At 69.6% G+C, this 13,635-nt stretch carries 10 protein-coding genes; 3 read left to right on the plus strand and 7 right to left on the minus strand.

Features of this window, described 5'->3' with window-relative positions; translation table 11 throughout:
- Nucleotides 1-8: 8 nt before the first annotated feature.
- Nucleotides 9-284 carry an arginase family protein gene (locus BEK98_RS49605; protein ID WP_094219400.1) on the minus strand — a complete coding sequence of 92 codons (276 nt, stop codon included), beginning with the start codon at nt 282-284 and terminating at the stop codon, nt 9-11.
- A 103-nt stretch (nt 285-387) separates the two neighbouring features.
- Between BEK98_RS49605 and BEK98_RS50185 the strand changes: the two genes are divergently transcribed.
- Both BEK98_RS50185 and BEK98_RS27810 read left to right on the plus strand, forming a co-directional pair.
- Nucleotides 388-1,254, plus strand: coding sequence for a hypothetical protein (locus BEK98_RS50185; protein ID WP_244202014.1), 867 nt, complete (start codon nt 388-390; stop codon nt 1,252-1,254).
- Nucleotides 1,255-1,520: 266 nt separating this feature from the next.
- Nucleotides 1,521-3,323 carry a S8 family serine peptidase gene (locus BEK98_RS27810; protein WP_094219401.1) on the plus strand — a complete coding sequence of 601 codons (1,803 nt, stop codon included), beginning with the start codon at nt 1,521-1,523 and terminating at the stop codon, nt 3,321-3,323.
- Between the two features lie 107 nt (nt 3,324-3,430).
- Here the strand turns inward: BEK98_RS27810 and BEK98_RS27815 are convergent, their stop codons facing one another.
- The 6 genes from BEK98_RS27815 to BEK98_RS27840 form a co-directional block, all read right to left on the minus strand.
- Complete coding sequence (locus BEK98_RS27815; protein WP_094219402.1) at nt 3,431-5,827, minus strand: glycoside hydrolase family 65 protein; 2,397 nt, start codon at nt 5,825-5,827, stop codon at nt 3,431-3,433.
- Nucleotides 5,824-6,567, minus strand: a complete 744-nt coding sequence (locus BEK98_RS27820) for an HAD family hydrolase (RefSeq protein WP_094219403.1) — start codon at nt 6,565-6,567, stop codon at nt 5,824-5,826. Before BEK98_RS27820 ends, BEK98_RS27815 begins: the two co-directional genes overlap by 4 nt.
- A 140-nt stretch (nt 6,568-6,707) precedes the next feature.
- Nucleotides 6,708-9,455, minus strand: a complete 2,748-nt coding sequence (locus BEK98_RS27825) for a bifunctional YncE family protein/alkaline phosphatase family protein (protein WP_094219404.1) — start codon at nt 9,453-9,455, stop codon at nt 6,708-6,710.
- A gap of 4 nt (nt 9,456-9,459) precedes the next feature.
- Nucleotides 9,460-10,815 (minus strand): ABC-2 family transporter permease, encoded by a 1,356-nt coding sequence (locus tag BEK98_RS27830; RefSeq protein WP_094219405.1) that lies wholly within the window; start codon nt 10,813-10,815, stop codon nt 9,460-9,462.
- A complete protein-coding gene (locus BEK98_RS27835) occupies nt 10,812-11,753 on the minus strand; it encodes an ABC transporter ATP-binding protein (RefSeq protein ID WP_094219406.1) in 942 nt (313 codons plus the stop codon). The genes BEK98_RS27830 and BEK98_RS27835 overlap by 4 nt, the downstream gene beginning before the upstream one ends.
- 217 nt (nt 11,754-11,970) lie before the next feature.
- Entirely contained in the window at nt 11,971-12,738 is a 768-nt protein-coding gene (locus BEK98_RS27840; protein ID WP_094219407.1) for a hypothetical protein, read from the minus strand.
- A gap of 147 nt (nt 12,739-12,885) precedes the next feature.
- Between BEK98_RS27840 and BEK98_RS27845 the strand changes: the two genes are divergently transcribed.
- The gene (locus tag BEK98_RS27845) at nt 12,886-13,617 is read left to right on the plus strand and encodes a DUF7873 family protein (protein WP_094219408.1); all 732 of its coding nucleotides are present in this window, start codon (nt 12,886-12,888) and stop codon (nt 13,615-13,617) included.
- The last annotated feature ends 18 nt before the right edge of the window (nt 13,618-13,635 follow it).

The following is a 13,635-nucleotide window of genomic DNA, read 5'->3' on the forward strand; positions in this document are numbered from 1 at the left end:
GCGAGTGCTCAGCCGCTGATGAGCGGGAAGCCGCGCAGGGCCTGCTGGACATGGAGGGCGTCGCGGGGGAAGAACTCGGCGACCGTGGTGGCCACGACGTCGGCCGCGCACTGGAGGTCGCTAGCGATCCGGTTGACCTCGGCACCGGTGAGGCCGTCGGGGACCTTGCCGAGGCCCAGCGTGGCCTCCTTGGCGTCGACGGTGTCGACGTCGAAGTGGATCGCGAGGCGGGAGCAGCCGGTGGAGGCGAGCCAGTCGAGCAGCGGCCCACTGGAGGTGCGCAAGCCGTCGGGGCCGAAGGCGGTCAGGCCCCATTCCCCTACGTGCCGGTAGGCGCCCTCGGTCCACTCGTGCAGGCCGACGAGCGCGACCCGGTCCGCCGGGACAGTGGCCGGGAGCAGCGGTGATGCGGGCCGGGTCCTGCTCTGTGATGATCTTCAGGGCGTCGCCGAGCTGCCGGGTGACCACGGTCTTGGACTCGATGCCGTCCCGCGATTCGCCGCCGTGGTCGCTCAGGGGGACGGAGACGGTAGCGACCGGCTCGTCGCGGCTCCAGTGGCACTGCCCAGCCACTGGGACGACTACCACTTCGTGTTCTCGGCGACCGTACGCTGGTACCTCATCGAATCGCCCGGAAACGACCCCGCCCTCAATCCGGCAGGACTCGCCGTCGAAGCAGTCCTGAACCGTGCCCGTGCCGTCACCGAGAGACGGGAGCCGGGCCGAGCCTCACTCGTGCAGCACGAGTTCAGCGGTGTCCTCAGTCGTATGTGCCCGGACCCCACAGGACATCTCCAGGCCATGGCGGAAAGCATCAGTCTCACCTTTCTGGAGCAGGACCAGGAGCGCTTGGACAGACTCGCCGACGTGCGCAAGGGCAAGGCGGTCTGGGAGCACCAACGCAAGTACGAGCAGCCCGGCAAACCATTCGCTTACGAGACAGCCGAGGACCTGCTACGCCGGTTCGATCCGCCGCCGACCTTCACGCCGAACTCCTGGACGCACGCCCGTGAAGTTGTCGGACGGTTCTTGGCACGTATCGGCTCGGACGGCTGCGCAATCGCCGACCCGGACAACGCGAGGACCCGCCTGTCGACCTCGTTGCAGCCGCTCGCGGCTACCTCAGCGCCGCGTCATGCGACCGTGCACAACGACATCAACGGCGGCGTTCAGCACGGTCCTGTCATCCAATCAGGCCGAATCACCGAGCTCACCTTCCACGTCCACCAACCCCCAGCCCCCGACCAGAGCTGAGGACGGGCTCAACACCCCCCAACCGCCCGGCATCAAGGGTGGATCACCGGCCAGATCGAGGGTTTTCCCTGTAACCCTTTGACCTTCGCTTTGCCTATCGTTCCTGCACAGCTGACCCACAGGTAACCCCGGACGGGTCTGCAGGCACCCGCGCGCGGTCGGCCATCTGTACCGCATTTCGGTTTCACACCCCCTCCGCTTCGACGCCGAAGCGCCTCCCCACCGCCGCTCCGGCCTGCCCGGAGTCGGTCGCGAAAGGCATACCCTTGCGTACAGTTCCCGCCACGGGACGGAAGCTGATATCCGTCGCCGCGGTCTCCGCGGCCCTGCTCACCGCCGCCACGGCCACCGTCGCCGTCGCTCACGACGGCACCGCCGGTGCGGCCGCGGTCCCTGCCGCCCGGACCGAGGCCGCCCCCGGTACCCCGGCCGAACGTCTCATCGTCGGTTACAAGTCGGGCGCCTCCGAGGCTACTTCCAACAAGGCCGCCGAGGCCGACGCCGTCGCCAAGGCCAAGGAGACCGGCGAGGACGTCGACTTCCAGCGCCGCCTCGGCACCGGCGCCGCCCTCGTCGACCTCGGCGACAACGCCACCACGGCCGACGTCGCTGACGTCGTCGCCGAGTACCGGGCCGACCCGCAGGTCGCCTACGTCGTACCGGACCGGCTCAACAAGCCGATGGCCACGCCGAACGACACCGAGTACGGCAAGCAGTGGGACCTGTTCGAGGACACCGCCGGTATGCGCGTGCCGGGCGCCTGGGACCTGTCCACCGGGTCCGGCGTCACCGTCGCCGTCATCGACACCGGGTACGTGGCGCACTCCGACCTGGCCGCGAACATCGTCGGTGGCTACGACTTCATCTCCGACACCGCTGTCTCCGTCGACGGCGACGGCCGCGACAGCAACCCGGCCGACCCGGGCGACTGGTACGCCGCGGGCGATTGTGGCACCGGCGTCCCGGCCAGCAACTCCTCCTGGCACGGCACGCACGTCGCCGGGACCATCGCAGCCGCCACCAACAACGGCAAGGGCGTTGCCGGCATCGCGTACGGTGCGAAGGTCTCCCCGCTGCGTGTGCTGGGCAAGTGCGGCGGCTACGACTCCGACATCATCGACGCCATCACCTGGGCGTCCGGGGGCACCGTCACCGGTGTGCCCGCCAACGCGAATGTCGCCAAGGTCATCAACATGAGCCTCGGCGGCGACGGCGCCTGCACCTCGGCCACCCAGAGCGCCATCAACGCGGCCGTGAACCGGGGCACGACGGTCGTCGTGGCCGCGGGCAACGAGAACGACAACGTCGCGAACCACTCCCCGGGCAACTGCAACAACGTCATCTCGGTCGCCGCGACCAACCGCTCCGGCGCCAAGGCGTCCTACTCCAACTACGGCTCCCTCGTGGACATCTCGGCGCCCGGCGGCCAGACCAGCACCGGCACCGCGAACGGCATCCTGTCCACGCTCAACTCCGGCACCAAGACCCCGTCGACCGAGTCGTACACCTACTACCAGGGCACCAGCATGGCCACCCCGCACATCGCGGGCCTCGTCGCGCTGATGAAGTCGGCCAACTCCGCGCTGACCCCGGCCCAGATCGAGTCGGCGATCAAGGCCAACGCCCGGCCGCTTCCGGGCAGTTGCTCGGGTGGCTGCGGTGCCGGCCTGGCCGACGCGGCCAAGGCGGTGCAGGCGGTGAGCGGTTCCGGCGGCACGGGTGGCACCACCTTCACCAGCACCTCGGCCATCGCCGTCCCCGACGCGGGCTCGGCGATCGAGTCCCCCATCGGCGTCAGCGGGCTGACGGGCAACGCCCCCGCGACCCTGAAGGTGGCGGTCGACATCACTCACACCTACCGCGGTGACCTGGTCATCGACCTGGTCGCACCGGACGGTTCGGCCTACCGGCTGAAGTCCTCCAGCAGCTCGGACTCCGCCGACGACGTCAGGACCACGTACACGGTGGACGCCTCCAGCGAGACCGCGAACGGCACCTGGAAGCTGCGGGTGCAGGACATGTACGCGCAGGACACGGGCACGCTCAACAGCTGGGCGCTGACCTTCTGAAGGCCCTTGACGGCAGATCGACAGCAGGCGGGCCGATCGGTGCGGATGCGTGCCGGTCGGTCCGTCGGCTTGTCCAGCCGCGTCACCAACCTGGCCGATCAGCACACCTAGTCCTGGATCTCCGCCTGCTGCTCCTCCCCCGCGAGCAAGCCCACCGGACGGCGGCCCGATGGCTGCTGTGGCTCGGGGCGGGCGGGCACGGGGGGCATCGGTCGGTCCGTCGGGGCGTCGGTGGTCACGGTGACCGGTTCCCCGTGATGGAGCACGACCAGCGGTTCACCTTCGACCAGCCGGTACCGCGCATGGGACGGGCCGATGTCCACCTTCAGCCGGCGTCCGCGTACCAGCACGGTGAACGCCACCCTGGACAGCGCTTCCGGCAGGCGGGGTGCGAACGACAGCAGGTCCGGTTTTCCGTCCTCGCCGATGTACCGGCGCAGGCCGCCGAAGCCCGCGACCAGGGCGATCCACGTCCCGGCGAGGGAGGCGATGTGCAGCCCGTCACGGGTGTTGTGCTCCAGATCGTCCAGGTCCATCAGCGCGGCCTCGGCGAGGTAGGCGTAGGCCAGCCGCAGGTGCCCGGTCTCGGCGGCCAGCACCGCCTGGCAGCACGCCGACAGGGAGGAGTCGCGGACGGTGAGCGCGTCGTAGTAGGCGAAATTGCGCGCCTTTTCCTCGTCGGTGAAGATGTGCGGGCATTCGATCATCGCCAGCACCACATCGGCCTGCTTCACCACCTGCTTGCGATACAGGTCGAAGTAGGGGTAGTGCAGCAGCAGCGGGTAGTTCTCGGGCGGGGTCGCCTCGAAGTCCCAGCGCTGGAAACTCGTGAACCCGGCCGACTGTTCGTGCACACCGAGAGACTCGTTGTACGGCACCGCCATGCGGGCCGCGGCGTCCCGCCACACGGCGGTCTCCTCGTCGTCGACACCGAGTTCGGCGGCGCGGTCGGGATGACGCGCGGCCACGGCCGCAGCGGCCAGCAGGTTCTGCCGGGCCACCAGGTTGGTGTACAGGTTGTCGCGGGCGATGGCGCTGTACTCGTCGGGTCCGGTGACCCCGTCGATGTGGAAGACGCCTTCCGCGTCGTGGTGTCCGAGGGAGCGCCACAGCCGAGCGGTGTCCACGAGGAGGTCGAGCCCCTCTCGGCGTTCGAAGTCCTCGTCCCCGGTCACCATGACGTACCGGACCGCGGCCATGGCGATGTCGCCGTTGATGTGGAAGGCGGCCGTGCCGGCCGGCCAGTAGGCGGAATTCTCGGCACCGCCGATGGTCCGCCAGGGGAACGCCGCTCCCGACAGGCCCAGCTGGTCCGCGCGTTCCCGCGCCGTCGGCAGCATCCGGTGCCGCCATCTCAGTGCCGACGCGACGGTCTCCGGCGCGGTGAACGTCAGGACCGGCAGCACGTAGGACTCGGTGTCCCAGAAGGAGTGCCCGTCGTACCCGGTTCCGGTCAGGCCTTTCGCGGGAATGGCCTGGTTCTCGCCGCGGGCCGCGGCCTGGAGCACGTGGAAGAGGGCGAACCGCACCGCCTGCTGGATCTGCGCGTCGCCCTCGACCTCGACGTCCGCGCCGGCCCAGAAGCGGTCCAGGTACGCCCGTTGCGCGGCGACCAGGCCGTCCCAGCCCGTGCTGACCGCGGCCGCCACCGCGCCGTCCACCTGATCGTGCACGGCAGGCAGCGAGCGCTGCCCCGACCAGCCGTAGGCCACGAACTTGACCAGCCGCAGCGGCTGCCCGGGCACCAGGTCCGCGGTCACCGTCAGACGACTGACATCGGGCTCGCTCTGCGCCGTCCAGCGCGTGCTCTCGGGCCCCTCGACGAGGTGGTCGGCCGCCGCTGCCACCCGCAGTGTGCTGCGGGTGGTGCAGTGTACGAGCCGCAGGCGGGTGTCCTGTGCGAAGTGCTCCTCGGCCTTCAGGGGGGACTCGATCGCCGCGGCCACGCGCGGGTCGCCCTCGAGGCTGGGCAGTTGTTCGTTGGCCACCAGCTCGGACTGCACGGCCACCGTGGTCGGTCCGTCGATCGGCTCGACCTCGTACACGATCGCGGCCACCGCGCGTTGGGCGAAGGACACGAGCCGCTGTGAGGTGATCCGGACCGTGCGGCCGCCGGGCGATGTCCACCGCGCGGTGCGGCTGAGCACACCGGACTGGAAGTCCAGAACCCGCTCGTGCGCCAGCAGCTGACCGTAGCGCAGATCGCACGGGTGGTCGTCGACCAGCAGCCGGATGACCTTGCCGTCGGTGACATTGATCAACGTCTGGCCGGACTCGGGATATCCGTAGCCCGCTTCCGCGTAGGGCAGTGGATGCCGCTCGTGGACGCCGTTGAGGTAGGCGCCGGGCAGCCCGTGGGGCTCTCCCTCGTCGAGGTTGCCGCGCCACCCGATGTGCCCGTTGGACAGCGCGAACACCGATTCGCTCTGGGCGAGCACGTCCAGGTTCAGCTCGGTCTCGCGCAGGCACCACGGCTCGACCGTGAAGCTGGGGTGGGTGATCACCGCGACTCCAGGAGTTCGGCCAGGTCACGGACCACGATGTCCGCCCCGTGCTTACGGAGCTGATCCGTCTGGCCCACCCTGTCGACGCCCACGACCACGCCGAAGCGTCCCGCTCGCCCGGCCTCGACGCCGGCCAGGGCGTCTTCGAACACCGCTGCCTCGTCCGGATCCGTGCCGAGCCTGCGGGCCGCCTCCAGGTAGGTGTCCGGGGCGGGCTTGCCGCGCAGCCGGCGCTCGTGCGCCACCACTCCGTCGATCCGTTCGTCGAACAGGTCCTCGATGCCGGCCGCTGCCAGGACGTCCCGGCAGTTCGCGCTGGACGACACCACCGCGCACCGCAGCCCGGCTTCCCGCGCCGCGTGCACGAAGCGGACCGAGCCCTCGTAGGGTTCCACCCCGTCCTCGCGGATCCGCCGCAGCACCAGGTTGTTCTTGCGGTTGCCCAGTCCGTTCACCGTCTCCGCCTCGGGCGGGTCGTCCGGCGTGCCCTCGGGCAGGTGCACCCCACGTGCGGCGAGGAACGTGCGTACGCCGTCCTCGCGGGGCCGCCCGTCCACATACTCGTCGTAGTCGTCCACCGCGTCGAAGGGCACGAAGTCGGTCCCCTCACGTGTCGCGCGCTCGCGGAGATAGGCGTCGAACATCTCCTTCCAGGCGGCCGCGTGCACCTTGGCGGTCTGGGTGAGGACACCGTCGAGGTCGAACAGACAGGAACGGACATGAGCAGGAAGCCCCAGCATGCCGCCGAGGCTAGGAGGCTCCTGCGGCCGCTCTCGTCAGGCCGGCGTCCGGCACGCCGCAAGACACCCGCACGGGGGACAGAAGGGGCCCCTGGCCAGCGGAAACGCCGGCCAGGGGCCCGTGCGGAGATGGGCCTGCGTCAGCCGTCGGACTCCGACGACGGGATGTACGCGCCCGGCACGTCGTTCGGAGCGTAGATCCTGCTCTCGCCGGGGTACGGCTTGGCCCAGTTGTGCGTCTGGTACCACGTGAGGTGGTTCATCTGCGCGGGGTTCGCGTAGTCGGGCACGGCGTGGGGCCCGGTCAGCCGCTGCTCGGACTTCCAGTCATCCCACTTCGCCGCGAGTCGCCGCATGTCCGCCGGCACCTTCGACGACGGCACGGCCGCCGCCTTGGGGTCCTGCGGCGCGGGGGTGTCCACACCGCAGGAAGGCGGGGTCTTCAGACCATCGGTCAGCGAGGTCCGGTTGGGCAGCGCCGTGAACGCCGTGTCGTCCGGCTTCCTGGTGAACGCCCCGGCCATCGGGCTGGCCGCGCTGTCCTTCTGGTTCATCGGGTGGATCCCGAGGATCTGCTCGATGGTGCGGATCATCGTGATCTGCGAGTAGTAGTGGCTGTCGACGGTGCCGTGCTGGGCCCAGGGGCTGATGATCTGGATCGGGGCACGGTGGCCGTCGACGTGGTCGAGGCCGGCCTGGGAGTCGTCCTCGACGACGAAGATCGCCGAGTCCTTCCAGTACTTGCTGTGCGAGATCTCGTCGACCATCCTGCCGACCGCGAGGTCGTTGTCCGCGACCTGAGCCGCGGGACTCGCCGGACCACCGGTGTGGTCGTTGGAGAGCCAGAACATGTTCAGGTTCGCCGGACCGTTCTTCTCGAAGTCCTGCTTCCAGATCTCGTACTTGTAGATGTCCGGGACACTGGTGTCGAACATCGGGAAGCCCGGCACCGACACGTCGTTGAGCGACGGGATCGCCGAGCCCGTCTGTATGGGGTAGGCGGTGTTCTGCCCGGTCGCGGCCATGTTCTTGGCGTCGCAGTACAGGTTCTGCCAGGACGCGCCGGCCGGCTTGCTCTCGATCGACTGGAACTCGCCGAAGTCCCGCACGGTCTTGCCCGCCGCCTGCGCGCCGGTCCAGAGGAAGCCGGACTTCTGGTGGCCGAGAGCGTCGTTCTCGGTGTCGTAGCTGCGCGCGTACTCACCGGCCGAGGACTCGGTGTACTCCGGGTCGTCGGCCTGCATCAGCCAGTTGTGGCCCTCGGCGGAGTTGGTGCCGATGTCGTAGGTGTTGTCGTACAGCCCGAACTGGTCGGCCAGCGCGTGCTGGTTCGGCGTCACGTTCTCGCCGAACTGCGTCACCGAGGGGTCGCCGTCGCCCTTCGCGATGTCGCCGAAGACCTGGTCGTAGGTCCGGTTCTCCTTGACGATCAGGAAGACGTGCTTGATCGTCGACGGGTCGCCGAGCCGGTGCGGGACCGGGACCGGCCTGGCGTAGCTCCTGCCCCTGGCCAGCTTGACCGAGCCGGGGGTCCAGCCGTTCTGCCGGAAGACCTTGGCCGTCTGGGCCCTGATGACGCTGTCGTCCGGCAGCGTGAAGCGCTGCACGCTCGACGTGGTGTCGTGGGTGCCGTGTCCGGCGCTGGTGGTGGGCCGGCGGGCGTCGATACCGCGGGTGTTGGAGACCAGCACCTGGTCGCCGACGGTGGTGATCTCCGCGGGGAAGTAGTCCGTCGGGAGCAGGCCGACGTAACCGACCGGCTCCTGCGGGCTCTTGTACCGGTAGACGGCGACCGCGTTGGCGCGGCCGAGCGTCACCAGCAGACGGCCGTCGTCGGTGAGCGTCACCCCGTTGGGCTCGTAGCCCACCGACGCCTCCGGCCACGGCCGGGTGTCGATGGTCTGCACGACCTTGTCCTTGTCGGTGTCGATGACCGACACGTCGTTGGTGGCGGTGTTGGTGACGAACAGCGCCTTCCCCTTGGCGTACAGGGCCGTCGGGTGCAGACCGACGTCGATGCTCGACGGGGCGGCCTCCGGGTTCGCCAGGTCGATGACGCTGACCGTGCCGGTGGTGGTGGCACCGGTCTTGGGGTCGGCCGGAACCTGAGTGCCGTACGAGTTCATGGTGGTGTCGCCGGGCTGCGCCGGGCGACCGCCCTCGTTGCTGACGTAGAGCTTGTCGCCGGCCTGGACCATGTCGCGCGGGGCGTTGCCCACGGTCCAGCTCTGCTTGACGGCGCCGGTCGCCGCGTCGATGGCGACCACCCGGTTCTGGCCGTTGACCGCGGAGTACACGGTGGAGCCGTCGGACGAGAAGACCGCCTCGCCGACCAGGGCGTGCTTGGCCCCGTCCGCCGGGATCTTGATCGACACCGGATCGGTGACCGTGCCGTCCGGGTTCACCGTGAACCTGGTGTAGCCGTCGGTCTGGCCCAGCCACAGCTGCTTGCCGTCGGGCGAGTAGGTGGGGCCTTCCTGTCCCACGCTGTTGCTGCTGATGCGCGGGACCGACGACGCGGCGGTGCCGACGACCTGCTGCACCTTCCAGTTCTGCACGTCGACGATGGCCAGTGCGCTGCCGCCGTCGGTGACCGAGGCCGCGAGGTGGGTGCCGTCCGGGCTGACTGAGGACGACATGATCTTGCCGTTGTTGATGACGAGGCGGTCGCCGTACGGGGCGATGTACTGGTCGCTGGAGATGACCTGGCCCTGGTCGGTGGTCTCACCGACCTGATCGGTGCCGAACTGGCGTGTCTGGGCGTAACCGATGCCGGCGGTGACGGCGAGGACGACCGCGGTGGCGGCTGCCGTGAGGGTGCTCCGGCGGCCCATTCGTCTACCGAGGAAGTCCGTCCCGACACTCCGCCGGTGGCGTGTTACCTGCATGGAGTCACTCCTTCGAAGTGCGGAGAAGTTCGACGTTGCCGTCGAACTGCCAAAGTGGGTTCGGCGCATCGCCGTTCGGGGTCCGGACCAGGAAGTAGCCGTTCACTTCCTTCGGCCCGTCGCCGTCGGCCATGAACCGCCCGTCCGGGGTGACGTCGAGTTGGTAGATGGCCGTGCCTGCGGCCTCGACGCCGGGGAGATGCCAGGAGACGACGCAGCGCCAGTCGTTGCCCGGTCCCTCGGCGGCGACCCTGATGCTGCCCTTGTCGCACGTCGCCGTGGCCTTCAGCTGTGCTTCGGTGACCTCGGGGCGGTTGAGCTGCTTCGTCTGCATGCGATAGAGGTGGGCGAACACCGTGGCGAGCGAGCGCTGCACTTTGTCCTGTTCGATGCCGGAGCCCGTGGCCCCGGTCGTCGCGGCGACGACCGCGACGGTCACGGCGACCACCCCGGCCAGCGGCAGGGCTCCGGCGGTGACCGCGCGGCGCCCCGAGCCGTCGTAGCCGGCGTTGGTGAAGTCGCGCCGCACGAAGAGCGCGTAGGCCAGCACGGTCGCGATCACCGTCCACACCAGGCTGACCACGATGCCGATGAGGAGCGGGCGGAGCTGTGCCTGGCTGGTGAACAGGCCGTTCCAGGCGATGAAGGCGTAGCTGGGCAGGGCGAGTCGTACGGCGGCGGGGAGCGGCAGCATCTGGGCCAGTTGCATGCCGAGCGCGACGACCGCGGGCAGCAGCAGTCCCATCGGGGAACGCCCCAGGGTGACGGACCCGAGCAGTCCGATCGCTGCGAGAGCCAGAGTCGGGGCGAGTACGCAGACCCAGGCGAGCAGGACCTTCCCTGCCGCGTCCCCCGGCGTCAGCAGGTGGCCGTCGAGGCCGACCAGTGGCTGGTTTCCGACCGCCAGGAGACCACCGACCACACTGGAACCGGCCAGCCCCGCCACGAGCAGCAGGAGGACGGTGAGACTGGCCAGTGCCTTCGCCGCGAAGATCCGCCTGGCCGACCGGACCACCACGAGCAGGTGGCGCCAGGTGCCGAGCCGGTCCTCGGAGGCGAACACGTCGCCGGCGACCACCGAGGTCAGCAGAGGGAGCGCCCAGGTGCCCGCGAAGCCGAGCGTCACCAGCGGTCCGGCCCATCCCGTGGCGTGCATCCAGCGGCCGAAGAGGGTGTCGACGGGCAGCGTGCTCTGCCGGCTCACAGCGGCGACGAAGAGCCCCGGCGCGATCCAGCAGGCGAGGACCAACAGGCGGATCCGCCATTGGGAGACGAGCTTGACCAGCTCGAAGCGGTAGGCGCGCGGAACCGAGACGGGGCGGGCAGTGGCAACGATGTCCTCGGCGACGGTCGCGGTCATCGGCCGGTCTCCTTCGGCTCGGTGAGGGCGAGGAAGGCGGCTTCGAGCGGCGAGACCACGGGGGCCAGCTCGCGCAAGGCGATGCCCGCGTGCACGAGTTGCACCACGAGTTCGTCCAGGGCGGGCACCAGCGCGCGCACGACGAGCGCCTCGGCGTCGTGCCGTGCCCCGGTGTCGTCGACGATCCGGATGCCGGCCGCGTCGCCGGCCAGCCGCCGGGCGGCCTGCGGGTCGGAGGTGAGCAGCCGGTAGTCGAGTTCACGGTTCTCGGCGGCCAGCTTGCTCAGCGGGCCGGAGAAGACGACCCGTCCGGTGGCCAGGATGGTGACTTCGGAGCACAGTGCCTGGAGATCGTCCATGCGGTGGCTGGAGAGCACGACGCTGGTTCCGTCCGCCGCGAGCCGGGTGAGGACACCGTGTACGTGCTTCTTGCCGGCCGGGTCGAGGCCGTTGGCAGGCTCGTCCAGCACGAGCAGCCGGGGCTTGGTGATCAGGGCTGCGGCGAGCCCGAGCCGCTGACGCATGCCGAGGGAGAAGCCGCGGGTCTGGTCGTCGGCGACATCGGTGAGCCCGACCTGGTCGAGCACGTCGTCGACCCCCGCCGTCCCCGCGTCACGGCCACGGAGGGCAACCAGCGCGGTGAGGTTCTGCCGGGCGGTGAGCGAGGGGTAGAGACCGGGCCCGTCCACGAAGCCGGCGACACCGTCGGGAGCGGTGAGCGCCCGCTGGACCGGCGTACCCAGGATCTCCAGGCGGCCGCCGTCGGCGACGGCCAGGCCCAGCAGGAGTCCGAGCAATGTTGTCTTGCCGGCGCCATTGGGTCCGACCAAGCCGTGGATCTGCCCCCGCGCCACATCCAGATCGACACCGTCGAGCGCGACGACGTCGCCGAAGCACTTGGTGATGCCGCGAGCCCGGACTGCGAGGCGTGTGTCCATGAGTCCCTTCTTTCGAAGCCTTCAGGGACCTTAGGGACAGCACACAACGCAGGCACAGACAGCCGGTTGAACGTCCATGGAACGGATCGTCAAGGCGTCGACAAGTCCGGGTGCACAAAACAGCGTGCATCGAGGCAGAGTTGGGCACTTCTGGGAGGCAACGACGCGGTCGGTAACTGGGCCGTTCAGAGCCGCGCATCGAGCGGTGCCGCCGCGCTCACCCGGAGGCCGGGGCGCCGTCGGCCGCGTCGGTGGAGCGCAGCAGGCGCAGGAACGCCTTCACGCCCGCGATGATTTCCTGGTTGTCGGTGAGGCGGTTCACCGTGGACTCGAACTCCCGGCCCAGCGCGACGATCCTGCGGTCCGACTCCTCGGTCCGCTCGTACGTGCTCACGGTCAGCGCGTCCACGGTGCGGCGCAGTTCGGCGAGGGCTCGGTACTGTTCCTCCGCCTTCTCCTCCAGGACGCGCGTGCCGGCCTCGGCGCGGTTCAGCCGGGCGTGCAGCTCGACGACGTCGTCCCGCGGATACGTGACGTCCTTGAGGAGGGTGCCCAGGCGCCGTCGGAGCTGGCCGAAGTAGGCGCCGGCCGGCCGGAAGAAGGTGCTCAGCAGGAAGAACGCGGCGAACCAGTACCCCGTGAACTCGCCCGTCGCCCAGGTGACCGCGAAGACGACCGCCGCCGTCAGGACGTGACCCGCGACCGCCGCCCGGAGCATGGTGCGGGCGATGCGCGCGGCCTCGGCATCCCGGGCCTGGGAGACCTCCAACCCCTTCTCCCGGCTCACCGCGATCTCGGCGAGCACCGCGTGCGCGCGGAAGTACAGGTTCCAGGGCAGTGTGAGCAGGACAAGCAGCCACAGAAGGCTCAGTACGCCCGCCCCGACGGCGAACACCACCGCGGGCGGTGCCCCCGCCACGTAGGCGAGGACCAGTGCTGTGGCCGCCGCGACGACGGCCACCACCGCCCCCAGAAATCTGACCATGGCCCCGCCTCCCGTTCGTACACCGGCACGGCCCATCGTCCCCGGCTCGGTGCGGTTGGGCATGAGTAGGCGTACTCAGTCGATAAAGGAAGTGCGGGTGTTCGAGCCGGTGAGGTACGTTCCTGCCTGTTCGAAGGGGGACCCGAAGTGGCGAAGCTGAACCAGATCATCGCTGTCGAGAAGGGTGTCAAGAGCAAGTCGCTCCAGGACATCACCGCGGCGCACCACAAGGTGCAGAAGCCGGCACTGCTGGCAGGTATCTCGCGTACGTACCAGCCGAAGGACGAGGAGGGCGAGCAACTGCCGCCCGAGTCCACGCGGGTACAGGTGCAGGCCGAGGACGTGCTGCGGGAGATGTCCGCGTCGCTCACCCGGCTCTTCGACGTGACCGCCACCAAGGACTGGGCGAACTGCGCGGCCCGCGCGGACGTCACGGTCGACGGCCGGACGATCGTCACCGACGTCCCGGTCAGCTATCTCCTCTTCCTGGAGAAGCAGCTCACCGACCTGCACACGTTCGTCAGGAAGCTTCCCACCCTCGACGCCGCAGAGTCCTGGTCGCCCGACCCGTCGACGGACTGGTGGAAGACGGATCCGGTCCGCACGATCCGCACCAAGAAGGTCCCCCGCAACCACGTCAAGGCGGAGGCGACCGACAAGCACCCGGCGCAGGTCGAGGTGTACTACGAGGACGTGCCCATCGGGTACTGGACGACCGTGAAGTTCTCCGGAGCGCTCCCGGCGCGGCGGGTGAACGAGCTGGTGGAGCGGGTCGAGAAGCTCCAGCAGGCGGTGAAGTTCGCCCGCGAGGAGGCCAACGGCGCCGACGTCACCGACCAGCGGGTCGGCGAGGCGGTGTTCGGCTACCTGCTCGGCTGACGCCGACCACGGGTAGCA

It is taken from the genome of Streptomyces diastatochromogenes, from assembly GCF_002242805.1.
GTDB classification, from domain to species: domain Bacteria; phylum Actinomycetota; class Actinomycetes; order Streptomycetales; family Streptomycetaceae; genus Streptomyces; species Streptomyces diastatochromogenes.

Coding starts and splice junctions, on each gene's coding strand:
- BEK98_RS27820 (WP_094219403.1), bottom strand. CDS start 6,567: ATGCTGGGGCTTCCTGCTCATGTCCGTTCCTGTCTGTTCGACCTCGAC.
- BEK98_RS27830 (WP_094219405.1), bottom strand. CDS start 10,815: ATGACCGCGACCGTCGCCGAGGACATCGTTGCCACTGCCCGCCCCGTC.
- BEK98_RS27835 (WP_094219406.1), bottom strand. CDS start 11,753: ATGGACACACGCCTCGCAGTCCGGGCTCGCGGCATCACCAAGTGCTTC.
- BEK98_RS27825 (WP_094219404.1), bottom strand. CDS start 9,455: ATGCAGGTAACACGCCACCGGCGGAGTGTCGGGACGGACTTCCTCGGT.
- BEK98_RS27840 (WP_094219407.1), bottom strand. CDS start 12,738: ATGGTCAGATTTCTGGGGGCGGTGGTGGCCGTCGTCGCGGCGGCCACA.